General features: G+C 64.2%; 24 protein-coding genes. 9 read left to right on the forward strand and 15 right to left on the reverse strand.

The window, feature by feature from the left end:
- Positions 1-10 precede the first annotated feature (10 nt).
- Positions 11-1402: an LLM class flavin-dependent oxidoreductase gene (locus tag QCE88_RS16165; RefSeq protein WP_309903878.1), complete on the forward strand. Its 1392-nt coding sequence runs from the start codon at positions 11-13 to the stop codon at positions 1400-1402.
- Positions 1403-1425: 23 nt separating this feature from the next.
- Here QCE88_RS16165 and QCE88_RS16170 read toward each other — a convergent pair whose 3' ends face one another.
- Positions 1426-2436, reverse strand: a complete 1011-nt coding sequence (locus tag QCE88_RS16170) for a catalase family protein (protein WP_309903880.1) — start codon at positions 2434-2436, stop codon at positions 1426-1428.
- 175 nt (positions 2437-2611) lie between these two features.
- Between QCE88_RS16170 and QCE88_RS16175 the strand changes: the two genes are divergently transcribed.
- From QCE88_RS16175 to QCE88_RS16195, 5 genes are all read left to right on the forward strand, one after another.
- Entirely contained in the window at positions 2612-2872 is a 261-nt protein-coding gene (locus QCE88_RS16175; protein WP_309906467.1) for a DUF6723 family protein, read from the forward strand.
- Positions 2873-3044: 172 nt separating this feature from the next.
- Positions 3045-3269 carry a hypothetical protein gene (locus tag QCE88_RS16180; RefSeq protein WP_309903883.1) on the forward strand — a complete coding sequence of 75 codons (225 nt, stop codon included), beginning with the start codon at positions 3045-3047 and terminating at the stop codon, positions 3267-3269.
- A gap of 173 nt (positions 3270-3442) precedes the next feature.
- On the forward strand, positions 3443-4087 hold the full coding sequence (locus tag QCE88_RS16185; RefSeq protein ID WP_309903885.1) for a recombinase family protein: 645 nt from the start codon (positions 3443-3445) through the stop codon (positions 4085-4087).
- 262 nt (positions 4088-4349) lie between these two features.
- A complete protein-coding gene (locus QCE88_RS16190; RefSeq protein WP_309903886.1) occupies positions 4350-8501 on the forward strand; it encodes a CheR family methyltransferase in 4152 nt (1383 codons plus the stop codon).
- Positions 8502-8576: 75 nt separating this feature from the next.
- Positions 8577-9590, forward strand: coding sequence for a chemotaxis protein CheB (locus QCE88_RS16195; protein WP_309903888.1), 1014 nt, complete (start codon positions 8577-8579; stop codon positions 9588-9590).
- Positions 9591-9597: 7 nt separating this feature from the next.
- On the opposite strand, the gene QCE88_RS16200 is transcribed toward QCE88_RS16195, so the two are convergent.
- From QCE88_RS16200 to QCE88_RS16220, 5 genes are all read right to left on the reverse strand, one after another.
- Positions 9598-9930: a hypothetical protein gene (locus QCE88_RS16200; protein WP_309903890.1), complete on the reverse strand. Its 333-nt coding sequence runs from the start codon at positions 9928-9930 to the stop codon at positions 9598-9600.
- Positions 9931-10027: 97 nt separating this feature from the next.
- The gene (locus QCE88_RS16205) at positions 10028-10894 is read right to left on the reverse strand and encodes an SDR family oxidoreductase (protein WP_309903892.1); all 867 of its coding nucleotides are present in this window, start codon (positions 10892-10894) and stop codon (positions 10028-10030) included.
- Positions 10895-10931: 37 nt separating this feature from the next.
- On the reverse strand, positions 10932-12068 hold the full coding sequence (locus QCE88_RS16210; protein WP_309903894.1) for a glutathione-independent formaldehyde dehydrogenase: 1137 nt from the start codon (positions 12066-12068) through the stop codon (positions 10932-10934).
- Between the two features lie 167 nt (positions 12069-12235).
- Positions 12236-12460, reverse strand: a complete 225-nt coding sequence (locus QCE88_RS16215; protein WP_309903895.1) for a hypothetical protein — start codon at positions 12458-12460, stop codon at positions 12236-12238.
- 89 nt (positions 12461-12549) lie between these two features.
- Complete coding sequence (locus QCE88_RS16220) at positions 12550-12807, reverse strand: hypothetical protein (protein ID WP_309903897.1); 258 nt, start codon at positions 12805-12807, stop codon at positions 12550-12552.
- 209 nt (positions 12808-13016) lie between these two features.
- Here QCE88_RS16220 and QCE88_RS16225 point away from each other — a divergent pair, with 209 nt between their 5' ends.
- The gene (locus QCE88_RS16225) at positions 13017-13241 is read left to right on the forward strand and encodes a hypothetical protein (protein WP_309903899.1); all 225 of its coding nucleotides are present in this window, start codon (positions 13017-13019) and stop codon (positions 13239-13241) included.
- A 193-nt stretch (positions 13242-13434) separates the two neighbouring features.
- Here the strand turns inward: QCE88_RS16225 and QCE88_RS16230 are convergent, their stop codons facing one another.
- The 6 genes from QCE88_RS16230 to QCE88_RS16255 form a co-directional block, all read right to left on the reverse strand.
- A complete protein-coding gene (locus QCE88_RS16230) occupies positions 13435-14742 on the reverse strand; it encodes a cytochrome c (RefSeq protein WP_309903901.1) in 1308 nt (435 codons plus the stop codon).
- A 4-nt stretch (positions 14743-14746) separates the two neighbouring features.
- Positions 14747-15154, reverse strand: coding sequence for a hypothetical protein (locus tag QCE88_RS16235; protein WP_309903904.1), 408 nt, complete (start codon positions 15152-15154; stop codon positions 14747-14749).
- The gene (locus tag QCE88_RS16240) at positions 15151-15765 is read right to left on the reverse strand and encodes a cytochrome c oxidase subunit 3 (protein ID WP_309903905.1); all 615 of its coding nucleotides are present in this window, start codon (positions 15763-15765) and stop codon (positions 15151-15153) included. Before QCE88_RS16240 ends, QCE88_RS16235 begins: the two co-directional genes overlap by 4 nt.
- On the reverse strand, positions 15762-17738 hold the full coding sequence (gene ctaD / locus QCE88_RS16245) for a cytochrome c oxidase subunit I (protein WP_309903907.1): 1977 nt from the start codon (positions 17736-17738) through the stop codon (positions 15762-15764). The genes QCE88_RS16240 and ctaD overlap by 4 nt, the downstream gene beginning before the upstream one ends.
- Positions 17735-18781 (reverse strand): cytochrome c oxidase subunit II, encoded by a 1047-nt coding sequence (gene coxB / locus QCE88_RS16250; RefSeq protein ID WP_309903908.1) that lies wholly within the window; start codon positions 18779-18781, stop codon positions 17735-17737. The genes ctaD and coxB overlap by 4 nt, the downstream gene beginning before the upstream one ends.
- Positions 18782-18964: 183 nt before the next feature.
- The gene (locus tag QCE88_RS16255) at positions 18965-19147 is read right to left on the reverse strand and encodes a hypothetical protein (RefSeq protein ID WP_309903910.1); all 183 of its coding nucleotides are present in this window, start codon (positions 19145-19147) and stop codon (positions 18965-18967) included.
- Here QCE88_RS16255 and QCE88_RS16260 point away from each other — a divergent pair.
- A complete protein-coding gene (locus QCE88_RS16260) occupies positions 19146-20195 on the forward strand; it encodes a lipopolysaccharide biosynthesis protein (protein ID WP_309903912.1) in 1050 nt (349 codons plus the stop codon). The two genes, QCE88_RS16255 and QCE88_RS16260, sit on opposite strands and share 2 nt — an antisense overlap.
- Here QCE88_RS16260 and QCE88_RS16265 read toward each other — a convergent pair.
- Both QCE88_RS16265 and QCE88_RS16270 read right to left on the reverse strand, forming a co-directional pair.
- On the reverse strand, positions 20173-20769 hold the full coding sequence (locus QCE88_RS16265) for a ParB/Srx family N-terminal domain-containing protein (protein WP_309903914.1): 597 nt from the start codon (positions 20767-20769) through the stop codon (positions 20173-20175). The two genes, QCE88_RS16260 and QCE88_RS16265, sit on opposite strands and share 23 nt — an antisense overlap.
- Positions 20770-20796: 27 nt before the next feature.
- Positions 20797-22593, reverse strand: a complete 1797-nt coding sequence (locus QCE88_RS16270) for a thiamine pyrophosphate-requiring protein (protein ID WP_309903916.1) — start codon at positions 22591-22593, stop codon at positions 20797-20799.
- A 263-nt stretch (positions 22594-22856) separates the two neighbouring features.
- On the opposite strand from QCE88_RS16270, the gene QCE88_RS16275 reads away from it, so the two are divergent.
- Positions 22857-23555 carry an MgtC/SapB family protein gene (locus QCE88_RS16275; protein WP_409018144.1) on the forward strand — a complete coding sequence of 233 codons (699 nt, stop codon included), beginning with the start codon at positions 22857-22859 and terminating at the stop codon, positions 23553-23555.
- 443 nt (positions 23556-23998) lie between these two features.
- Here QCE88_RS16275 and QCE88_RS16280 read toward each other — a convergent pair whose 3' ends face one another.
- Entirely contained in the window at positions 23999-24433 is a 435-nt protein-coding gene (locus QCE88_RS16280) for an RcnB family protein (RefSeq protein ID WP_309903920.1), read from the reverse strand.
- Between the last annotated feature and the right edge of the window lie 102 nt (positions 24434-24535).

Genomic DNA, 24535 nt, shown 5'->3' on the forward strand with positions numbered 1-24535 from the left:
GGAACCTGACATGACCCAGAAGCAAATGACCCTGATCGGCTTTCTGCAGGCGCAGAACTGCTCGACCTATCCCGGTTCGTGGCGCCACAGCGCGGCGATGCAGGACTTCACGACGCCCGAGTACTACCAGCGCATCGCGCGCACGCTGGAAGAAGGCAAGTTCCACCTGGCCTTCTTCGACGACCGCCTCGCGATGCCCGACATCTACGGCAACGATCACGCGCAGACCGTCGAGCACGGCGTGCGCGCCGTGAAGATGGACCTGGTCTCGATCCTCACCGCGATGGGCATGGCGACCTCGAAGCTCGGCCTCGGCGCGACCTATTCGACGACCTACTACGAGCCGTTCCACATCGCGCGCACGTTCGGCACGCTCGACCTGATGACCAAGGGCCGCGCCGCGTGGAACGTGGTGACGTCGCTGAACGATTCGGAAGCGGCGAACTTCGGGCAGGACGCGCACCTCGAACACGACCTGCGCTATGACCGCGCCGACGAATTCGTCGAAACGGTGATGGGCCACTGGGATACGTGGGAAGACGGCGCGCTGATTCTCGACAAGGAAAGCGGCCGCTTTGCGGACCCGTCGAAGGTGCATCGTCTCGATCACGAAGGGAAGTTCTTCAAGTCGCGTGGTCCGTTCACGGTGCCGCGCTCGCAGCAGGGTCATCCGGTGCTGATCCAGGCGGGACAGAGCGGTCGTGGACGTGCGTTCGCGTCGCGCTGGGCGGACCTGATCTTCGTCGTCTATCCGAAACTCGAAGTCGCGAAGAAGCAGTACGCGGAGATGAAGCAGGCGCTTGCCGATGCCGGCCGCAATCCCGACGACGTGAAGATCTCGACGGCGTGCTACACGATCGTCGCGGAATCCGACGAGATCGCGCAAAGGGAACGCGAATACATCGACGCGCTTGCCAAGCCGATCGACTCGCTCGCGCTGCTGTGCGAAGTGCTCAACACCGACTTCTCGAAGCGCGGCTACGACGATCCGTTCAGCGACGCCGAAATGGCCGCGATCTCCGGCTGGACCGGTTTCCGCGATCGTGTGGTGACGCTCTCGGGCAAGAAGAATCCTTCGGTGCGGGACTTCGTGGACTTCTCGAAGCGTGCGCGCATCGACGAGTTCCCGGTGTTCTGCGGCACGCCGAAGACGGTTGCGGACCAGATGGAGCAATGGTTCACGGAAGGCGCTGTCGATGGCTTCGTGATCGCGCCGACGCACGTGCCCGGCGCGTATGAAGACTTCGTGCGCATGGTGGTGCCGGAGTTGCAGCGTCGCGGCCTGTTCCGCAAGGACTACACGGGCGGCACGCTGCGCGAGAACCTCGGCTTGCCGATCCCGCAGTCGGGCGACTGGCGCAAGACGGCGTATCCGCAGGAAAAGAAGATCAAGCTTGCTTGAGTGAGGCGGGCACGCGGAGTTGATTAACGCGTGCCGGGCGCGACGGTGGGTTCGGTCATCGGACAGCCGTTGCGTTCGCGCCTGAAGTGCGCGGACATGTCGTAGGCGGCCCTGCGGCTGCGCATGAGGCCGCCTATCGGCCGGTGTGCCGCCAGGCCGCGCCACGGACTGAAGGCCATGCCCTCGTCGATGGTCGCCACGCGCGCCGCATCCCACGACGACTGCCGCCCGACGCGGACGCGCGCCACTGCGACATACGGGCTCTCGCTCTCCGGCCATCGAACTGAAGCATCTTCTACAGGCATCCTTGCGATGTCCGTCGCCAGTTGCACGCGCAGTTCCCACTCGCCGCCGTGCGCCGCGAAGAACGCGCTCACCGCTTCGCGCAGGCCGTGGGGCCTGCCGTCCATATCGACTGGCGCATCGGTCAAGGCATGCAGCGGCGCCGACACCGGCGCAATGCTCATCTTCGCGAAGTAGTCGCCATACAGCAAAGGGGCCGCCGTGTAGAAGGTCTCGCCCAGGATATGGGTCTCGGCCTGTCCGCTTATGCTGCTTTGTGTCTCGTCAAGCTGGAGCGTTGCGGTTGGAGTGAGGCTGGACAGGAACGCCTTCGGCGTGCTCGACATGAAGACGGGTGCGTTGATCATCACGAAGTCCTGCGTGATGTCCAGCTCGCTGCCCGGCAGACGAACCCCTTCCACGCCAATCAGCTTCAGCGCAAGACCATGGGGCGCGGACAGCGGATCACCCCGGTTCGTCGAGAAGCGCATGACCACCGGCACGGTCATCTCGCGCGCGAAGACGCCTTGTGCGTAATGCGCAGGCAGTGCGCCCAGCACGCTCAGTTCGCCGATCACCAGGCCGTGACTCTTCGCATGCACGCTGCGCACCGCATGGCCGTGATCCCGGTAGGTCGTGTCGGACATCGTACGCATGGCCTTGACGAGCTGGGCCGTGGTTGCCGCTTCGTCAGCGGGTATGACTTCGAAAGCAACATCGAAGGGAAGGGCGTGAACGAGCGCTGAGGACATGGTGGCTCCGGCCTTGGATCTTTGAATCACAGGCAATCCGTATGCCGCTCGGCCGCCACTAAAGCGTGGCTTAAGGACGCCGCGCGCACTGTCCGCTTGACCCACAATCAAGACGTCGACATTCCTCTACGGTGACCCAGTGACTCAATCGAGCGGCAAGCGCCCCAAGCTGGTCCTGTTTCCGGCCCGTCATGTCGAACCCCGACCGGGGACCAGTGCGGACGACTTCCAGATCTACGCCTCTTATCGGGGCAGCACGGCAAGCGGCTTCTTCGGCACGCTGAAAGTTGTCAGGAAGACGGATGGCCGGCTGCTGTTTCCCTTCGACGGCGCGGACACCATCGGCCCCTTCGCCACGAAAGCCGATGCCGTGGCCGCCGCTCTTGCGCGTGGCGATACCGTCGTCAGTGCGGATCTCGCACGCCCCGAACTCTAAAACTTTGAAAGGCATGCCGGAAAGCACCTGATTCGGACAGGGAAGGCCGCTGGTTTTCCCGGATCGCAAACGTTTCCGGGAGGAAGACAATCAGTGCGTAGCCCTCGGCAGTCGAACTGGACGCCATAGAAGGGCAAAAAAAGAGCGACACCGAGAGAGAGCGGAGGGCCGTATGAATCAGACCCGGTTTGGATACCGCGGCTTCGTCATCATCCCCATGGCGGCCTTCGACGGCGGTCTGTACGCGGCGATGACCATCATCTGCGATGACCGCGGCCAGCAGCGCGCCAGCGGCGTGCTGGGCCATTTCAACTCCGCAGAGGAAGCGAGCGCGTTCGCGCTGACCGCAGGCAAGAACGAAGTGGATCACCGTCTGTGGCATCCGGCTGCAGCCTGATCCAGCCTCGCGCAACAGCACTGTTGCTCGTGTCGACGCTCGCCCAGTTGCGTACGGATCGCTTGCGTTTTGTACGTTGAACGCGCCTTTCGTACTGCCATACTCCATTTATCGGCCGCTGCTGACGGAACAGGAACAGCGCGCCATCATCCGACCGGAGAGAAGCTCAGGCCATGGCACTTGTCGTATATGTATTCGAGGAAAGCAGAGGCGTCCCGACGCATGAGCGCGACTTGTTCGAGATCGACGCGGCGGGCTATTTCGTCGACATGAGCGCGGTGTTCGTGGAGTGCTGCACCTGCACGAGCCCCATGTCCTCGCGTCCCGCCTTCCAGCGCGCACTGCGCCGGCTGCAGGCTGGTGACACGCTCGTGACCACTCAACTCCTCGGCCTCGGCAACAGCGTCTCCGACGTCCTTGCGACCATCGAACAAATGGGGCGGCGTGGCGTCGTCACGGTGTGTCTCGCGTATGGCAAGCAGGATCTCTGTGCCGCCGAAGGACAGCCCTTCATCGACGCACTCCGGCTCGCCGAAGACCTGGAGCGCGTGACACGCCGCAGCCGCGCCCGCGAAGCGGCGAACGCGGCGAAGGAACGAGGCGTCGCGCAGGGACGTCCCAGTTCGCTGACCCCGGCGCAGCAGCAGCAGGCCATCGACTTCCTTGGCGCAGGTCGTACCGTCACGGACATTGCCCGTACGCTCAATACGTCGCGCCAGACCATCATGCGTCTGCGCAACGCCCACCGTCAGGCGCCCGACGCCACCCGGCAAGAGGACGCTCTGCCCGAGCCGCTCGCCGCCAACGACTCGAAGTAGCGCCACGGTTGCTCCGGACTGCCGCAGCCTCTCGAAAGGCGCCTTCCCGTCCCGCGAAGGTGCCCTCAGAAGAAGCCGCCCGGAGCACAGCCTGAAAAGCGTATGTTACGTACACTACAATCCATCTCCGGGCGAAGGCGTCTTCCGCACGCGGATGACGCACGACGCACGAGCCATCGGGCAGCATGAACCCTAACGACACAATACGAACGAGCATGGGCAACCCATCAGACCACAAGATTCGGGCGGAGGGCCTGACCACATGACGAGCAGCCGTTCCCAGGCGCCGGCGTCCACGAATATCGAGCCCCTCGAGTTTGCCGTGGTCGGCATGGGCGCATCCGCGGGTGGCATCGAGGCGCTGCTCAATTTCTTCGACAACGCGCCGGCCGAAATGGACATGGCGTTTGTCGTGATCGTGCATCTGCCGGCGGATCACATGAGTTTCGCCGACGAGGTGCTGCAGCGCGTGACGGACATGCCGGTCAGGCAGGTGACGGGCCCGACCACCATCGAGAAGAACCACATCTACATCAACGCGCCCGGCCAGCACGTGGAGATGGCCGGCACGTCGCTGCGGGCCGTGGACCGCGCCGGCAGGGAAACGTCGCCCACGACGATCGATCACTTCTTCGCCACGCTGGCGTCCGAGCACGGCACGCGTTCCGTGGGCATCGTGCTGTCGGGCGCGGGGTCGGACGGCGCCGCGGGCCTGTCGCGCATCAAGGAGAGTGGCGGCATGACCGTCGCGCAGAAGCCGGAGGACGCGCATTTCGCCGAGATGCCGCAGCATGCCATTTCCACCCGTCAGGTCGACTTCATCCTGCCCGCGGCCGAGATGCCGGAAAAGCTGCTCGACCTCTGGACCAACGCGAAGAAGATTCATCTGCCCGCCGTGGAGGGCGTCGAGCTGGCCGAGAAGGAGGCTTCGCCCGTCGCCGGCGGCGCGGAGCGCGCGCTTTCCGACGTGCTCATGCAATTGCGCGTGCGCACCGGCCACGACTTCCGCCACTACAAGCGCGCGACCATTCTGCGGCGCATCGAGCGGCGCATGCAGGTGAACGGACTGCGCGACATCGGCGAATATCGCGAGCATCTGCGCTCCAATCCGGACGAAACCACGGCGCTGCTGGCCGACATGCTGATCGGCGTGACGCAGTTCTTCCGCGACCGCGATGCCTTCGACTCGCTGCGGCGCGATGTCATGCCGCACCTGCTGGACGCCAACAAGAGCGAAGCGCAGATCCGCGTGTGGGTGCCGGGCTGCTCGACGGGCGAGGAAGCCTATTCGCTCGCCATCATGCTGGCGCAGGCGCGCGAGATCGCTGGCTTCGAAGCGACCTATCAGATCTTCGCGACCGATATCGACGAACCCGCCATCGCGCAGGCGCGCTCCGGTTCGTATCTGGGCTCGATCGCGAGCGACGTCCCTGGCGATCTCCTGCGCCGCTACTTCAAGCAGGAAGGCGGGCGCTATCAGATCGTGAAGTCGGTGCGCGAACGCATTCTGTTCGCCGCGCACAGCCTGCTGCGCGATCCGCCGTTCTCGCATCTCGACCTGATCTCGTGCCGCAACGTGCTGATCTATCTGGACCGCGCGGTGCAGCGCCAGGTGCTCGAACTGTTTCACTTCGCGCTGCGTGCGGGCGGTTATCTGTTCCTCGGCACGGCCGAATCCGCCGATACCGCCGACGACCTCTTCACCATCGTTGACAAGAAGAGCCGCATCTACCGCGCGCGCACGGTGCTCAACCGCGTGAAGCCGCCGGTGGCGTTCCCGTCGCTCGGCCCGACCCACGTCATGCCGCGCGAGGATCTCTCGGTCGTGGCGACGCCGTCGCATGTGAACACCGGACCCGAGACGCCCGAGCGTCGCAGCTTCTCCTTCGCCGCGCTGCATCAGCGCGTGCTGGAGGAATATGCGCCGCCGAGCGTAGTGGTGGATCGCGACTCGAACATCGTGCATCTCTCCACGACCGCCGGACGCTTCCTGCGGCACGGCGGCGGCGAGCTGTCCTCGAACATCATGGCGCTGGTGCTGCCCGAACTGCGGCTCGATTTGCGCACGACGCTGTTTCGCGCCCATCAGACCGGCGGCAGTGTGGAGGCGCGGCGCGTCAAGCTGTTGCAGGAAGCGCGCACCGTGTGGGTCAACATGACCGTTCGACCGTTCCATGACACGGGCGTGAACGCAGACTTTTTCCTCGTGCTGTTCGACGAAGTGCAGGAGCATATGGCGGACGAAGGCTTGCCTGAAGAGCGCGGCCAGGATCCGCTGCTGATGCAACTGGAGCGCGAACTTCAGCACACGCGCGAGCAGCTCGCGACGACCATCGAGCAACACGAGACGACGGTCGAGGAACTGAAGGCCTCGAACGAGGAATTGCAGGCGATCAACGAGGAATTGCGCTCCGCGACCGAGGAACTCGAAAGCAGCAAGGAAGAGTTGCAGTCGGTGAACGAGGAGTTGACCACGGTCAACGCGGAACTCCAGGCGCGCGTGGAAGACACGGCGAAGGCCAACGACGATCTGCAGAACATCATCGCCTCGACGGAAATCGCGACCGTCTTCGTCGACAAGCAAATCCGCGTCAAGCGCTTCACGACGAGTGCGACGCGCGTGTTCAAGCTGATCGACGTGGACATTGGCCGCTCGCTGTTCGACATCACGCATTCGCTGCGTTACTCGTCCCTCGCCGACGACGTGAAGCAGGCCTTCGAAACCCTCAAGCTGATCGAGCGCGAAGTGGAAAGCTCGGATGGCAAGTGGTATCTGATGCGCCTGCTGCCGTATCGCACGGCGGACGACCGTATCGACGGCGCGGTGCTGACCCTGATCGACATCACCGCGCGGCATCTGGCCGAGGAATCGGCGCGCATCGGCGAGCAGCGGCTGCGGCTGGTCGCGCAGTCCACCAACGACTACGCGATCATCCTGCAGGACCCGAACGGCGTGATCGTCACGTGGAACGCGGGGGCGGAGCGCATCTTCGGCTTCACGGAGCGGGAAGTAGTCGGCAAGAACATCGCGCTGATCTACGATCCGATCGACCGCAAGGCGCACATTCCGGCGCGCGAACGCGAAGTGTCCGCGCGCGAAGGCCGCGCCGACGACGACCGCTGGCACATCACGCGCGACGAGCGCCGGGTGTATTGCAGCGGCGTGGTGACGCCGATCTCGGACCCGTCGTTCACGGGCTTCGCGAAGATCGTTCGCGACCTGACCGAACGCAAGCTGCGCGAGGACGCGAACCGCGAGGCGCTCGCGCACGAACACGCCGAGCGCAAGAAGGAAACGCTTTCGAACCAGTTGAAGGACGACTTCATCGCGGTGCTGTCGCATGAGCTGAAGCATCCGCTCAACCTGATCGGCATGAAGGCGGAGATCCTGCCGCGCCTGCCCGAGACGCGCGGCATCGAGGTGGTGCGCGAGGCAGCCGATTCCATCAAGCGCGCGGTACGTGGCCAGGCGCAGATCATCGACGACCTGCTGGACCTCTCGCGGGTGCGCACCGGCAAGCTGGCGTTGTCCATCGCGCCGCTGGATGTCGCAGCTGTGCTGGCGCGAATCGCCGAGGCCACGGAGAGCGAAACTGCGCAGCGCGGCATCCGCCTGAACGTGAGCACGCCGGGCGAGCCTGTCTACGCGTTCGCCGACGCCGTGCGCAGCGAACAGATCTTCTGGAACCTGGTGTCGAACGCACTGAAGTTTACGGATGGCGGCGGTTCCATCGACATTCGCGTCGCGCGCGAAAGCGATATGGTGCGCGTGGACGTCGTCGATACGGGACAGGGCATCGATCCGTCGGCTCTGCCGGATATCTTCGAGATGTACCGGCAGGGCGGACGCAATCCGACGTCGAGCGGACTGGGCATCGGGCTTTCACTTGCAAAGCAGCTTGTCGAGATGCATGGCGGGCGCATCGAGGCGCTTTCGGACGGTGTGGGTCACGGCGCCACGCTGTCGGTGTGGCTGCCCGGCGCGGCGCATCAGGACGCGTCGCCGGAAGAACACGCAGACCATGCGCGGCCGGTGGCGGGCGCGCGCCTTCTGCTGGTCGACAACGACGTGGAGGCGACCGCTTCGTTCGCAACGCTGCTCGAACTGGAGCAGGCGAGCGTGCAGACCGTCACGAGCGCCGAGCAAGCGCTGGAACAGCTTCGCGTGGGCAAGGTGGATGTGCTGATCTCGGATGTTCAACTGCCGGGCATCGACGGCTATGAGCTCATCAGAAGGGTTCGCACCGATCCGACGCTGGTCGGCTTGAGGGCCATTGCGGTGACGGCGTTTGGCCGGGACGAGGACCGTCGCGCCGCGCACGCGGCGGGCTTCGACGCGCATCTGAGCAAGCCGGTCGATCTTCCGGAGTTGTTGCAGACGCTAAATGCGCTGCTGGCCCCGGGGCGTTCATAACGCATGCCTTCTTCGTGTGCGTGAGGACCGCGCCCCGGTCCGCGAATTGCTGCTTTCCTGAAGTAAGGAGGCGATATGGCGGAACGGGACATTGTGGTGATTGGCGCCTCGCGAGGCGGTTTTCAGGGGCTCAAGGTACTCATCAGCCAGCTGCCCGCGGACTTGCCCGCGGCGCTGTTCATCGTGCTGCATATCGGGCGTCATGACAGCGTGCTGCCCGAGTTGATGACTTCGTGGGGACGGCTGCCGGCGCGTTATGCGGGCCATGGCGAGGCCATCGAGCGGGGCACCATCTGCATTGCGCCGCCGGACCGGCATCTCGTGCTGTCGCAGGGGCGCATGTGGCTCAACGACGGCGCCAAGGAAAACTTCGCGCGGCCCGCCGTCGATCCGCTGTTTCGCAGCGCCGCGATGGAATACGGCGCGCGCGTGATCGGCGTGGTGATGAGCGGCGATCTCGATGACGGCGCGGTGGGACTCGCGAACGTCCGCGCGCAACGCGGCTTCGCGATCGTGCAGGATCCGGACGACTGCGAGGCGGCCAGCATGCCTCAGGCCGCGCTCGAAACCTGTGGCGCGGACCGGTTATGCACGGAGCAGGAACTGGCGAAATGCATCGAGCAGGCTGTCGAAGCCGGGCCGTCAGAAGAGACATCCGGAAACGCACAGACAAACACTCCGGTGTACGAGAAAGAGGCGCTGATCGCGGCCAGCGGTCTGGCCGAGCTTGAAGAACTCGACGACGTAGGCGAACGCTCCGCACTCACCTGTCCCGACTGCGGCGGGGGGCTGTGGCGCGTCAAGGGCGATCGCCCCTTGCGCTACCGTTGTCATACGGGGCATGCGTTCACGGGACTGTCGCTGGCCGAGGGCATCGAATCGCGTTCGGAGGAGGCCGTCTGGTCGGCGATTCGCGCGGTTCACGAACGCGTCATCTTTGCCAAGGAACGGCAGCGCTGGGCCGAGCGCGCAGGCGACCGGGATCAGATCGCGATCGAACAGGCGCGCATCGACGAAGCCGAACGGCTTGCGGAATTGCTGCGTGCAGCGATGCATACGCCTTCTTCTTCGTCCGCATCGCCGGAGTGAAAGTCACTCAGCGCGCGTCATGCGCGCTACATCGTATGCTTGCCGCGCGACGCCTGAATGCATGGCGCCGTGTCGCCAACGCACCGCGATATTGCGTGGCCGCGATGCGTTCGCGCATGCGTGCGGTCACGAGCGAAATCGTTCCCGGCGGCCGGGCGGCGCGGGGCCGCCTTCCTTGCGGACGCGGCCGTTCCTGCAACGAGGCCCGCACGTCGTGCACGAAGCGTTGCAACGCTTCCGCCGAGCCGCTGACGCTCGTATATTCACGATTCCCGATCCTGCCTTCCAGCAGAACCGTCATGCCGGATTCCTGAGCCATCTTCAAGACGTCGGATTGCATGGTGTGTCGAGCCGGTGAGCTCGCTCCTTCAAGTCGTAGGCCCCGCGCAAGCGCGCGGGGCGTGTCCGTCTTTCAGAAAGCAATCGAGGTGCCGCTACTAGATGATCGGCTTGCCGCCCGTGACCGCGATGGTCGCGCCCGAGATGTAGCTGGCATTGTCCTCGGCGAGCATGACGTACGCAGCAGCGAGTTCGGCAGGCTGGCCGGGTCGCTTCATCGGCGTCTGCCTGCCGAAGTTCTCGACGCTCGATGGCGGCATCGTCGAAGGAATGAGCGGCGTCCAGATCGGCCCCGGCGCTACGCAGTTGGCGCGAATGCCGCGCTCGGCCAGCAATTGCGCCAGGCCACCCGTGAAGTTCTGGATCGCGCCCTTGGTGCTCGCATAGGCGATCAGGCCGGGATTCGGCGAATCGGCATTGATCGACGTGGTGTTGACAATCGCGCTGCCCGGCTTCATGTGCGCGAGCGCCGCCTTCGTGATGCGGAACATCGCGCCGATGTTGGTCGAATAGGTCTTGTCCCATTCATCGTCGGAGATGTCTTCGAGCTTGTCGTACATGGCCTGATACGCCGCGTTGTTCACCAGCACGTCGATACGGCCGAAGGCCTCGGCCGTCTTCGCGACCAGTTGCCTGCAGTGCTCGCGGTCCGTGATGTCGCCGGGCAGCAGCAGCGTGCGCTGTCCCGCTTCCTTGACCCAGCGCGCGGTTTCCTCGGCGTCGGCATGTTCGTTCAGATAGGCGATGGCGACGTCCGCGCCTTCCCGCGCATAGGCGATCGCCACTGCGCGGCCAATGCCGCTGTCCGCGCCGGTGATCAACGCGATCTTGCCGGCGAGCCGGCCGCTGCCCTTGTAGCTGGCTTCGCCGTGATCGGGGTGCGGGTTCATTGGCGCGGTGTGTCCAGGACGGCTCTCCTGCTGCTGTTGAGGCATCGGCGGGCGGGGATAATCCTTGTCGGTCATGTCGTATTCCTTGTGTGTGGTTTCGCGTTCAGCAGACTCACGCAGCGGTTTTCAACACGACCTTGGTCCAGCCTTCGCGCCGTTCGTCGAAGTTGCGATAGCCTTCAGGCGCTTGTTCGAGCGGCAGTTCATGCGAGATGATCTGCGACGGCTTGAGCTTGTCCGCCTCGATCAGATCGCGCAGCTTGCGGTTGTACGCCTTCACGTTGGCCTGGCCCGTCGCCATGCGCTGACCCTTCATCCAGAACGAACCGAAGTCGAACGCGAGCTGGCCCTTCTTCATCAGCGCGTCAGGCGAATTCGGGTCTTCTGCGACGAACACGCCCACTACGCCGATGCTGCCCGTTGCCCGTACCGACTTCACGAGATTGTTCATCGTGAGATTCGGCACTTCATGACCCTGGCAGGTGCATTGATAACCGACGCATTCGCACCCGCGGTCGGCGCCTTCGCCGCCCGTGAGTTCGAGCACGCGGTCCACGCCGCCGCCGTCGCTGTCGTCGATGGGAATGGCGCCGAGCCGCTCAGCAAGCTTCAGGCGGTCGGGATGTGAATCGACGACCATCACTTTCGAAGCACCCTTCAGATTCGCCGACATCGCCGCCATCAGGCCCACCGGACCCGCACCGTAGATGACGACGCTGTCGCCCGCTTCCACGCCCGCGAGCACCGTTGCGTGATAGCCGGTCGGAAGGATGTCGGAGAGCATCACGTAGTCGTTTTCCTTCTCAACGGCATCCGGCGGCAGGAGCAGGCAATTGAAATCGGCAAACGGCACGCGCAGGTATTCGGCCTGGCCGCCGCTGTACGGGCCCATGCCGGCAAAGCCATAGGCCGCGCCGGCCATTCCCGGATTGGCCGTGAGGCAGAAACCGGTGAGCCCCTTCTCGCAGTTCTTGCAGAAGCCGCAGCCGATGTTGAATGGCAGGCAGACCCGGTCGCCCACCTTCACGCGCGTGACGCCCGGACCGGCTTCGACGATCACGCCCAGATTTTCATGACCGAGAATGCGGCCGGTTTCCATGTTCGTCCGGCCTTCATACATATGCAGATCCGAACCGCAGATGTTGGTGGTGGTGATCTTGACGATCACGTCGTTCGGCTGTTCGATGCGTGCGTCGGGCATGTCCTTGACGACGACCTGTCGCGGTCCTTCATAGACGAGTGCTTTCATTCACGGCTCCAATGTGTAGTTCGATGGACACGTTCGCTTGCGCGGTCATGACTTCGCTACAGCATTGGGTGTTCCAGCGTGCATGAAACGGCTGGAGAATCGTGAGCGCGTGAGCTTGCCGACGGCGCGCGAACGTTGCTTTGGATGACGGAGGGTAACCAGGCGGTTCAGTCTGTTTCGGAGTGAAGTTCGTCCAGAACCGTGATGCGAAGTCGAGTCAGCGCACTGGAACTGAAAATGAGATTGCGCAGGAGCTTTTCTGAATTCTCGACATCGCCTCCGCCTTCCTTGATGCACGCAATCCGCTGTCGCTGCTCCTCGATGCGCATCTCGCCCTCGAGAATGAACTGGTTGAGCCGGCTGAGTTCGTTCAGTACGCGTTCACGCGTCATGGCGGGCCTCGATCGTGTGGAGTCGATCCTCGGCGTGTTCATGACGAGCGCGCCGTCATCCATCTTACAACGCGCGGTGCGGGGTCCGTTCAGGCCCTGCTGGCCAGACGCAATGACGATTCGAGCACGTCGCCGCCCGACTTGACGAACTCGCGCGCCCAGTCGGCGATGGCGCCCTCGGCCAGGCGTCTGGTCGGCTTGAAGATGTGGCTGGGGAAAGTGACCGTCGTGACCACCGCGTGGCGCTTGTAGTCGCTTTGACGCGAGAACCGCGCGGCGCCGGTCCAGCCGTCGCCGGGGATGGGCTCGGGGAAGATTTCGAGGAAGTACGCGCCTAGGGAATACACGATCGTCTCCGTGACATGCGCATCCCTTTGTGCAGCATATCGCGCTCCTGCTTTCGCGAGGAAAACCCTGCATTTGCGGGCACTTCCTGTTAAGGCGGGCGCACGCGTTGCTGACGACAATCCGTGCCGCGTTCCCCGCCCAAAAAAGGAGAAGGCCGATGAAGCGCTTTCTGCAATTCGTGATGATTGTTGCAACCTCGAGCGTTTGCATGTCCACCACATGGGCCCAGCAAAACGGCGCGCCGCCCGGCAACACGTCACCCAGCGACGAAGGTGCAGGCAAGTCCGCAGGTATCGCGGGTGGCGCGGGCGCGGCGGGCCAGTCCGGCACCGATCCCGCCACGCTCAAACGCACCGAAGAGCAACGCGTGCAGAAGCAGCATGGCGGCGCATCCGGTGCGGGCACGGCCAGACGCAAGGACTGGAAGGAGTGATGCCGGCTGAGCAGGACGGCGAGCACACGCGTTCTTGGACGCTTCGTCAGCGATCTGTGGCGCGCGGTGGCGTCAGTCCCGCTGCTGCTGAAGCAGATGATCGACGACTTCTGTCACTCGGCGTCGAGCGTCGTCTTCCCGGTCTTCGTGCAGGAATCTCGCAAAGCGCGATGGCTGTGCCGTGGCAAAAGGATCAATGAGTCGTGCCGCCGCCTACTGCGTCGCGCATCGTCCTGACATCGCGCGTCGTGACGGGCGGTGCGTCGTTGCCCCACGTCGAGCGCACGAAGGTCAGCACGCGGGCGATCTCCGTATCGGTGAGCTTGTCGGCGAATGCAGGCATCTTCTTCGGTTCGGGGCCTTGCACCGTGGCAGGCGAGCGTCCGCCCTGCAACACCATCCGCACCAGCGAATCGGGCTTCTGCGACAGCACCGCCGGATTGCCCGCGAGGCGCGGGAACTTGAGCGGAACACCCATGCCGTCGGCCTGATGGCAACGCGCGCATGCGCTTTGATAGAGTCCCGCGCCCGGCCGCTCCTGCTCACCGGTGTGCAGCGCCGCGACGCTCTGTCGTGCATCGCGCGAATGCGCATTGTAGGTGCCGCCCTCGCCGTGCGCAGGCAGACTCTTCAGATATGACGCAATGGCTTCCAGATCCTGATCGTCGAGATACTGCGTGCTGTCCTCGACCACCTGCACCATGGCGCCGAAGGTGGCGAGTCCCGCGCCGTGGCCGGTCTTGAGAAAGGCGGCGAGGTCCGCTGCCGAGATGCGGCCCAGGCCCGCGCCCGGCACGCCCGTCAGGTTCGGCGCATGCCAGTGATCGTTCGTGCCACCGGTTAGATAAGCCGGCGACTCATCCGTGTAGCCGAGTTCGTCATAGGCCGGGCCACGCGGCGTATGACACGCGCCGCAATGGCCGAGCGATTGCACCAGATATGCGCCTCGGTTCCACTGCGCTTCGCGCTTCGGATCGGGAACGAAGGGTTTCGTCGGCGCAAAGGCGAAGTTCCAGAAGGCGAGCGCCCAGCGCTGACTGAACGGGAACGGCAGCTTCGTTTCGGGCGCGGCCTGCGCCACCGGCTCGACGCCATGCATGAAGTACGCGTAGAGCGCGTGCATGTCGTCGTCGGTGATTTTAGAGAACGACGGATAGGGCATCGCCGGGTAAAGATGCTTGCCGCCTGGTGCAACGCCTTTGTGCAGCGCACGCGCGAAATCTTCATAGCTGTAGCGCCCGATCCCATGCACCGGATCAGGCGTGATGTTGCTGGACCAGATGGTGCCGAAGGGCGAGCCCATCGGCAGGCCGCCCGCGAACGGATGCGGCTGCGGCTTGCCCGGCACCGGCGCAGCGGTATGACAGCCGGCGCAATCGGCGGCGCGGGCGAGGTAATCGCCGCGTGCGACGAGCCCCGGCGACGTGTCCGGCGTCTGCGCATGGACCCACGATGCGCATGCGAACAACGTCAGGCAAGTGGATAGAAGGCGGCGGATCATGAGTTCACGGTCCTCCGCAGGGCGAGACGAGCAGCCACGCGAGATCGGTGGCGATCAGCGCGAACACGAACAGCGCACTGGCCAGCGCGGCCGCGCGTGCGATGAAGGCGTCGCGGTCGATGGACCCCTGCTGCTTCAGTTCGGCCGCAAGCTGGTGCGTGCGCCGCCAGTTGCGCCACGCGATAAAGCTGCCCGCGCCACCGATCATCAGCGCGCCCAGCGCCGTGATCGCGAGCCCTTGTTCGAGCCACGGCAGCGCGGGCGCATGCACGGGCCGTTGATGCGGAAAGCAGCCCCATGCAGACAGCGTCTGGCCCAGCGTCGTCTGCGCCATCCACGCGAACGGCGGGAGCAGCAGGCCGAGCGTCAGCGCAAGGCCGCCGGGTCGCGCGGGAGGTTGACCGGATGTCATCGCGCCAGCACGTAGGGCGACAGATAGAGCGTCGCGAAGATGAAAAGCCACACGACATCGACGAAATGCCAGTACAGCCCGCCGATGCTGAGTGCCGCCGAGCGCGCCCGGTCGAAGTAACCGAGCGCGGTCCACAGCAGCAGGAAGGCGAGAACGATCAGCCCTACCAGCACATGCATCATGTGAAAGCCGGTGATCGTGAAGTACAGCGAGCCATACAGATGCGTCGTCAGACCATAAGGATGATCGGCCCATTCCCTCATCTGGATCGCGACGAACGCCGCACCGAGCGCAATCGCAATGACGAGCATCAGCACGCCCATGCCGCGCCGGCCTTTGCGCACGAAGCGCTCGCTGCCCCACACGAACACGCTGCTCGACAAAAGAATGCCGGTATTCACGATGCCGAGCCCAAGCTTTGGCATGCCTTCGGGCGGCCAGCGTTCCGTCGTTTGCGAGGCAAGATAGAGATACGAGAAGATCAGATAGCCGAACAAGGCGGCTTCAGTCGCGACGAGCGTGAGACATCCCCACCAGCCGCCCGAACGCTGACCCGGACTGCCGACGGGCAGGCTCGCGCGTTCCGGCAAGGCTTCCGCGAGTTCGCTCATGATGCGGCCTCCGCGTGAGGGGCATCGTCGCGTTGACCGAGTTCGCGTTGCGGCCAGAGCCACGCGACAATCGCCGCGCCGCATCCGAGCAGCGAGAGGCCCGCGAACCACCACGCCTGCAATGCAAGCCCGGCAAAGAACAGCAGCGAGGCCACGCCCAGCCAGAACGGCGCGTAGGCGTCTTCGGGCATCTTGAGGATCACGTCGGGGTCGCCGTCGAGCACGCTGGTGCCCAGCGCTTCGCGTCCCTGATTCAGCACATAGCCCTGCGCAAGCTGCGATCGCATGCGGCCTGACATGCGCGCTTCCCATAGCGGATGACGGCTCGCCACGCGCGGCGCGACGGCGAAGTTATACGGCGGCGGGGGGGACGAGGTGGCCCATTCGAGCGTCGGTGCGTCCCAGGGATTGTCGCCCGCTACCGGCCCGCGCCGCAGGCTGTAGATCAGGTCCCACATGAACACGAGCACCCCGGCTGCGAACACGAATGCGCCGATCGACGTGATCATGTTGACGGTGTTCCAGCCCATGTCGGGCGCGTAGGTATAGATGCGGCGCGGCATGCCGAGCAGACCGGCGATATGCATCGGAAAGAACGCGACGTTGAAGCCCACGAACAAGATCCAGAAGCCAATGCGTCCGATGCGCTCGCTCATCATGCGTCCGGTGAACTTCGGAAACCAGAAGTAGATCCCGCCGATGACCGGAAACACGTTGATGCCCAGCAACACATAATGCAGATGCGCAACGACGAAGTACGTGTCGGTGAGTTGCCAGTCGAGCGGCACGGCGGCCGTGAGCACGCCCGAGAGTCCGCCGATCACGAACAGGAACACGAAGCCCGCGAAATACAGGAACGGCACGCGGAACACGGGCCGGCCGGTCCAGATGGTCGCGATCCACGCGAAGGTGGCGACGGCGCTCGGAATCGCGATCACCATGCTGGCCGCGCCGAAGAACGAGAGCGCTAGCGCGGGAATGCCGGTCGCGAACATGTGGTGGATCCAGACGACGAAGCCGACGACCATGGTGGCCACCGTCGACAGCGCAACGGGCAGATAGCCCACCAGCGGGCGGCGGCAGAACACGGGCAGTGCATCCGAGACGATGCCCATGGCGGGCAGCACGACCGCGTAGACCCACGGGTGCGCGAAGATCCAGAACAAATGCTGCCAGAGCAGCGCGCGGCCGCCGTTCATCACATCGAAGAAATGCGTGCCGATACGCCGGTCCAGCCACAGCAGGAAAAACGCGAGACTCACCGAAGGCACGGCAAGCAGATTGCCGGCCGATGCGGTGAGCGTGCCCCACACGAGCACCGGCACGCGGTCGATGGACATGCCCGGCGCACGCATGCGCAGGAACGTGACGATGAAGTTCATCGAGCCGACCGTCGTCGAGATGCCGAGCAGGACCATGCCGAGCGCATAGACATCGATGTTGGGGCCGGTGTTGTAGGTGAGTCCCGCCAGCGGCGCGTAGTTGAACCAGCCCGCATTGGGCGCTTCGCCGAACGGGAAGCTCGCGTAGAGAAACAGTCCGGCGAACAGGAAGATCCAGTAGGACAGCGCGTTGAGGCGCGGAAACGCCATGTCGCGCGCGCCGAGGATCAGCGGCCATAGATAGTTGGAGAAGCCGGACAGCACGGGCAGCGCGTAGAGAAAGATCATCGTGACGCCGTGCATCGTGAAGAGCTGGTTGTATTGCTCGGGCGTGAGCAGCGTCGCGTCGGGTCGCGCGAGCTGCACGCGCATCACGAGCGCCTCCACGCCGCCGGCCAGCAGGAACGCGAATGCCGTGATGAGATAGCGCAGGCCGATGCGCTTGTGATCGACCGTCGAGAAGAAGCCGCGCCAGCCAGGCGGTGTTTCCCACAGCGCGCGCAGTGCGTGTTCTTCGGCGCTGCCGGGATCGACGCGGCCTATCGTGAGCGAGCGTCGCAACGGCGGAGGAGAGGTGGCGGGTTCGGTCATTGCAAGGTGCGAAGGTAAGCGGCTAGTGCAGTGGCATCCGCCGGGGTGAGGGCAATCGAGGGCATCAGCGAATCCGGCTTGATGCGCTGCGCATGCTGGATCCAGTCGAGCTGGTTCTCTGCCGTGTTCGGCAGCAGGCCGGCCGCGATCAGCCTGCGAGAGTTCAAATGCGTGAGATCGGGCGCTTGCTTGCCGTTCGCGTCGGAACCGCGTATGGCGTGACAGCCCGCGCATTTGTCGTCGAACAGTCTGGCTCCGGCGCTCGGGTTGGGGGCCGCGTCGTGCGGTAGCGCCTGCTTTGCGTACCAGGCATCGAATTGCGCGCGCGGCTCGGCGATTACCTCGAACGCCATGTGTGCATGCTGGGCCCCGCAGAATTGCGAACACTGACCGCGATACACACCCGGCTTGTCGGCCTGGATCCATTGCTCGTTGACGACGCCGGGGATCGTCTGGGTCTTGCCCGCAAGACGTGGCACCCAGAACGCGTGAATGACGTCCGCGCTGCGCAACTCGATCTTCACCGGCTCGCCGACAGGAATATGAATCTCGTTGGCCGTGGTCACTGCCGGGTTGCCGGCGTAGTCGATCTTCCACCACCAGTCATAGGCGGTCACCGAGAGCGTCAGGGCAGGCGTCTCGCGCGGCGATGCCACCGATTCCAGTGTGACCAGCACATAGGCGAGCGCTGCGAACAGCGCGATCGACGAGACCGCCGTGCCGATCCACACCCACTGCATCCCGCCGCCTTCTCCCTGCACGTGGCGCGCGTCGTGTTCGGTGGGCGGCGGACGCTTGCGCAGGATGCCGCCGATCAACAGCACGCTGACGATCACGGCAACGACGACTGCCAATGCAGCGAGCGCCCAGCCGAGACGCAAAGTGGGTGCGGCGGCGGGGCCATCGGCGTGAAGGAAATAGTTCAGCGGTGCATCGGCGTGGGCGCGTGCATGGCAGGCGAACGCGAGCAGCGCAACCGACGCAGCGCGAGTGTTGCGAAGAGACCGCCCGGCACGATGGTTCGCGAGGTGCGTGGCAGGCATCCGCAGCAAGCTCCCTCAAGAATCGACATGGGTCTTGTGTTGGTCCACCCAAGCAATCCGTGATCCCAACGATCGGCTTACTGCGGCACTGGTTTTTGTGTGAAGCATTGAACTTCTTTCGCGTACGGGGTTCGGACGCGACGGGCCTCAAGCGCCTTTCTGCTTTAGTCGAACAGGCGTGCGTCACGCGCTTTCACTCACCGCCTTCAAGGAAATCCCGCCTTTATCCATGCGCATGACATTTCTGTTTTCTCTCGCTTCTTCCGCCTTGTGTTCCTTTATCGTTCCGATTCCAATGCTGCGCCGATGCGTTCGATTTGAACGCATGCCGGCATCCATCGCCTGCATCACCGCGATGAGCGTCATGCTGACCGCGTGTGGCAGCGGTGGAGGAAGCAACGGGGGCACGCAGACGGCTTCCGCCACGCCTGCGTCATCCCCCGCACCTGCCAGCGATCCGGCCAGCGCCCCCGCCGCCGTGATCGCACCCACTGGAAGCATTTTTTACGGCATGAACGGCCACGTGAACGCCGCCGGCGCCTACGCCACGTCCAGCCCGCAACAGCAGCTTGCGCAACTCAAGGATCTCAACGTCTCGATGTATCGCAACGATGTGTCAAGCCAGGCCGATGCGGTGAAGCTCGCGAGCGTCGCGCAGATGATGCAACCCTCCGGCGTGACGGTCTATCCGGTGCTGCTGCAAGTGGTGAAGGACTTCACCGACGAGAACACCGCCTATCAGAAGTCATACACGCTGGCGCAGCAGATCGTCGGCGTGCAGAAGTACGCGTACTACGAAGTGACGAACGAACTGGCGCCGCAGTGTCTGGTCGGCTGGGTGGATGGCGTGCATAGCACCGACTACGACAACTCGTGCTTCCAGATCGCGCGCGGCATCATTCGCGGGATGATCGCCGGCATCAAGTCGGTGGATCCGGCGGGCAAGATCATCATCGGCGGCAATACCTGGATGCACTACGGCTTCGACCAGATGCTCGCCAACGGCACGCAGCCCGACGGCACCGGCGGACATCCGGTCGTGACATGGGACATCACGGCATGGCACTGGTATTCGGAGCAGGGCGACATGCGCCATGCCTGCGGCGGCTCCGGTTGCTACGACGTGATCGGCACGCTCAAGTCGTTCGGCAAGCCGATCTGGATCAATGAGGTCGGCATCCGCCCGGACTTTCCCGGCACGCCGGATCAGGCCGCGGCCTTCCTCGGCAGCGACATGCTCGGCACGCTGCTGTCCATCGCGCCGCAATACGATATCGAGTCGTTGCAGATGTACGAGTTGTATGACGATCCGCCGACGGGTCAGGGGCCTTACGGCGTCATGCTCAACGACGGCACGACGCAGAAGCCGGAGTATGCCGCGTTCAAGAGCTTCATCGCCGCACATCCTCAATGAAGCCGGGCAGGCCCGCAGCCTTCGGGCTGCGGGCCAACGCGAGCGCGGGTTGCAGCAACGCATCGAATTCAGCGTCGTTGATCGGCGAGGGCAAGTGCGCATGGAAGAAATCCGCCCAGCGAAAATCGGCGAGCGGGATATCGCTCTTGTCGTAGCCGCCCGCGTCGCGCACGAAGGCGGCGAGGCTGCGGAATTCATCGTTCTGTGCTTCGCTCAGACGGCGCGGCATGTCCGCGAACGCGACGCGGCGGCGCGCGGCATCGTAGGGATAGACCCACGAGCGGCTTTCGAGCGTCAGCCAGAACTCGGCAGATGACAAGGAAGAGAAGTCCCTGACCAGCACGAAGGGCACGCGCGGCACGCCAATGCGCAACAACGCGCACGCGACATGATGATGGTCGATCACATACGGTTCGCCATCGGGACCCAGCACGATGACGATGGGCTTCTCCGCAATCGCCATCTTCAGGTCGCGGGCATGCAGCGCGCGATAAGCTTCAGCTTTCCGCCTGATCTGGCGTTCGCCGTGTGTCATCTGAGTGGGACGCAGATGGTCGATGTCGAGCGTGTTCATGATGTGATCCGCATTCGCTCATTTGGATCACTTGCCCTTATGCCCCGGCAACACCGCTCCAAGCACCTGCTTCGCCGTATCGACGATCACGTTGGCCTGGCTCGGATCGCCCTTCATCAGCGTGGTCGCGAACGCCTTCGCCTGCTGCACCGTGATGTGCGGCGGCAGCGGCGGCACGTTCGGGTCGGCCTTCACCTCGATCACCACCGGTCGATCCGCGGCCAACGCTTCGTCCCATACGGCCGCCATGCGCTCGGCGTCATCGACATAGATGCCCTTCAGGCCGATCAGCTCCGCGAACTTGTGATAAGGCACCGAAGGAATGTCCTGCGACGCCTCGAACTTCGGATCGCCTTCCATCACGCGCTGTTCCCACGTCACCTGGTTCAGATCCTCGTTGTTGAGGACCATGCAGATCCAGCGCGGATCGCGCCATTGCTTCCAGTACTTCGCCACCGTGATGAGTTCGGCCATGTTGTTCATCTGCATCGCGCCGTCGCCGACGAGCGCGATCACGGGCCGCTCCGGATACGCGAACTTCGCGGCGATCGCATAGGGCACGGCCGCGCCCATCGAAGCGAGTCCGCCCGACAGCGAGCACAGCATGCCGCGCTTTACCTTCAGGTCGCGCGCATACCAGTTCGCAACCGAGCCTGAATCGCTGGTGACAATCGCGTTCGCCGGCACGCGCGGCGACAGCTCCCACACGGTGCGCTGCGGATTCACGCCGCTCTGCGCCGGTTCGATCGCGCGCTTCTCCAGCGTCTTCCACCAGCTCGCCACCCAGCCTTCGATGTCCTCGCGCCAAGCGCGTTCGGTTTTCTGCTCCAACAGCGGAAGCAGAGCACGCAGCGTCTCGGCGCTGTCGCCGACGAGGTTCACTTCCATCGGATAGCGGATGCTCAGCATGTCCGCCTTCAGGTCGATCTGCACGCCGCGCGCCGCGCCTTCCTTCGGCAGGAACTCCGCATACGGAAAGCCTGAACCGATCATCAGCAGCGTGTCGCATTCCATCATCATCTTGTAGCTCGGCTCGGTACCGAGCAGGCCGATGGAGCCCGTCACGAAGGGCAGGTCATCGGGCAGCGCGGCCTTGCCGAGCAAGGCCTTTGCGACGCCCGCGCCGAGCTTGTCCGCCACCGCGATGACTTCGTCGGTGGCATTCAGCGCGCCCGCGCCGACGAGGATTGCGACCTTCCTGCCTGCGTTGAGGACGTCGGCTGCGCGCTTCAAATCCTCGTCATAGGGCACGGTCTTCGGCGCGCGATAGCCCACGCCCGAATGCAGCGTGCCGTGCTTGCGGCCGGGCGGCTCGTAGTCGAGGTCCTGAAGGTCGTTGGGCAGGATGAGCGCGGTCACCTTGCGCTCGGAAAGCGCGATGCGCACCGCGCGATCCACGAGGTGCCGGATCTGCGAGGGAACGCTTGCCTGCTGCACGAATGCGCCGGCGACGTCCTTGAACATCGCGGGGAGATCGACTTCCTGCTGATAATGGCCGCCGAGCGCGGCGCGCGCCTGTTGGCCGGCAATCGCGAGCACGGGCATGTGATCGAGGCGGGCATCGTAAAGACCGGTGATGAGATGCGCCGCGCCCGGGCCTGACGTGGCGATGCACACGCCCAGTTCGCCGGTGAACTTGGCATGCGCCGACGCCATGAAGGCCGCCATTTCCTCATGTCGCGCCTGGATGAATTCGATCTTGCCCTTCGAGCGATTGAGAGCGCCGAACACGCCGTTGATGCCGTCGCCGGGATAGCCATAAATACGGCGCACGCCCCAGGCATGCAGGCGGTCGATCAGAAAATCGCCGACGGTGGTGGTCATGGGAAGCCCTCCGGAAACTCGTGAATCAAGCGCGGGATACTGAACCGCAGACAAGCCGTGCAGCGCAAGCCGCATGCCGACGGCGCTTCGGCCGGCAGCTTGTTCGATCGCGGAAAGACCACGGAACGCCTGCGATGTGCAGCGTCCGCGCCCATACGGGCTCGACGATTGCTCGACAACCACGAGATCAATGGCGCGCAGCGCCTTCTTTCGCCGGGAGGCCTTGCCAATAACCATCTAAAGGAACAGGCGATATGGCGCTCATGCCACTGACAATGCACTGGACCGACGTGTGCGTGCGCCTGTCGCTCGCGGTGCTCGCCGGCATCCTGATCGGCTTGAATCGCGGTGAGTCGGGCAAGGCGGCCGGCTTGCGCACCACGCTGCTCGTCTGTCTTGCCGCCTGTCTCGCGATGCTGCAGGTCAACGCGCTCCTGCTTCAGGCCGGCAAGACGCCGGAATCGTTCGCGGTGCTCGACCTGATGCGCCTGCCGCTCGGGATTCTCTCCGGCGTCGGGTTCATCGGCGCAGGCGCGATCATGCGCAAGGACGGGCTCGTCAAGGGCGTGACGACCGCGGCTACGCTATGGTTCGTGACCGTGATTGGTCTGCTGTTCGGCGGCGGCCAGCTGGCATTCGGCGTGACCGGTCTCGTGCTCGGCATCATCGTGCTGTGGTTTCTCAAGGCGCTCGAAGAACGCATCTCTCGAGAGAATCACGCCGACCTGCACATCACCTATCAGCGCGGAAGTTTTTCACGTGAAGCGCTTGCTGAAGCGTTGAGGGTGTCGGGTTGCACCTTGTCGAGCGTGGCTGCATCAGTGAAGGCAGCGGACGGTCTGATCGAAGAGAAATTCAATGTGCGCTGGCACGGACGGCCCGACGAACCCGTTCTCCCCGCCTTCAACGAAGCGGCGCTCGCGGCCGGGGCTTCGGAATCCGAATGGAATCTCGTGCGCTGAACTCAGGCACGTGTCGAGAAAGAACGGAACCCGAGCATATTGAACAATTGGAAGCGGCTTCGCCATGGCGTATAACGAAGTAGCCTTGAACTGGAATCGTTGGGGGTCGAGATGCTGATCCGCTGCGCTGCGTGCAACAAGCTCATCTATTCCGACGACACGTTGAACAATGGCATCTGTCCAGCCTGTGGTTCAACGGAAACCGAGTACATCGCAATGGGTATCGTGTTCGAACAGGCTGCAAGTCCGCTTGCGCCGGTCGTGGATACCGCTGAAGGAACCGGCCGCTCGGCCACAGGCACCCGACCTCGAACCTGACGCATTGCGGCACACGGTGTTGAAGGCGTGCAATGTCCCTCTCGTTGCGCGCATCCTTGCCCGCCCATTGTGGCGGGCTTTTTATCGCACGCGTCCGCGAAGATCGCGGACGCGTGCAACACGGCTCACTGCGAGAGCATGACCTGGGCGATCACGCCCGATGCCACCGCGACCAGCAGATAGTCCGCGCCGACGCCGACCCACTGATACCCGCGCGGCGGTTGACGCAGCCCATGTTCGTGCCAGTCGTCGACGACGTACTCATGGTCGCGATACTCTGACGAGAGACGCTGGCCCTTGCGCCATTCCGAATGCGGCGGCGGCTGGTTGGCGTGCTCGGCGGGACCGCCGGGTTGATGACCGTTCATGCCGGGACCATGATCCGGACCGCCTTGCGGACCGCGAGCCTGATGCGCGCCGGGACCACCGGGACCACCAGGGCCGCCACGCATGTCGTGATGTTGATCCGGACCGCCGGGCGCGGGTTGCGCGAAGGCCGCGCCGGTCGTGAGTCCGAGGCTCGCGCATACGAGCGCGGCAACGATTCGAGCTTTTTTCATGTGGTTTCCTCTCCGTGTTTGCAAACTGCCGATTCGCTCAAGCGGTTTGTTTCGCATATCCAGCACATTCCGCGCCTTGCGAATCGATGTCCGCGACTTTAC

Origin of the sequence: Caballeronia sp. LZ035, from assembly GCF_031451175.1 — a bacterium.
In the GTDB taxonomy this organism is placed as follows: Bacteria; Pseudomonadota; Gammaproteobacteria; order Burkholderiales; family Burkholderiaceae; genus Caballeronia.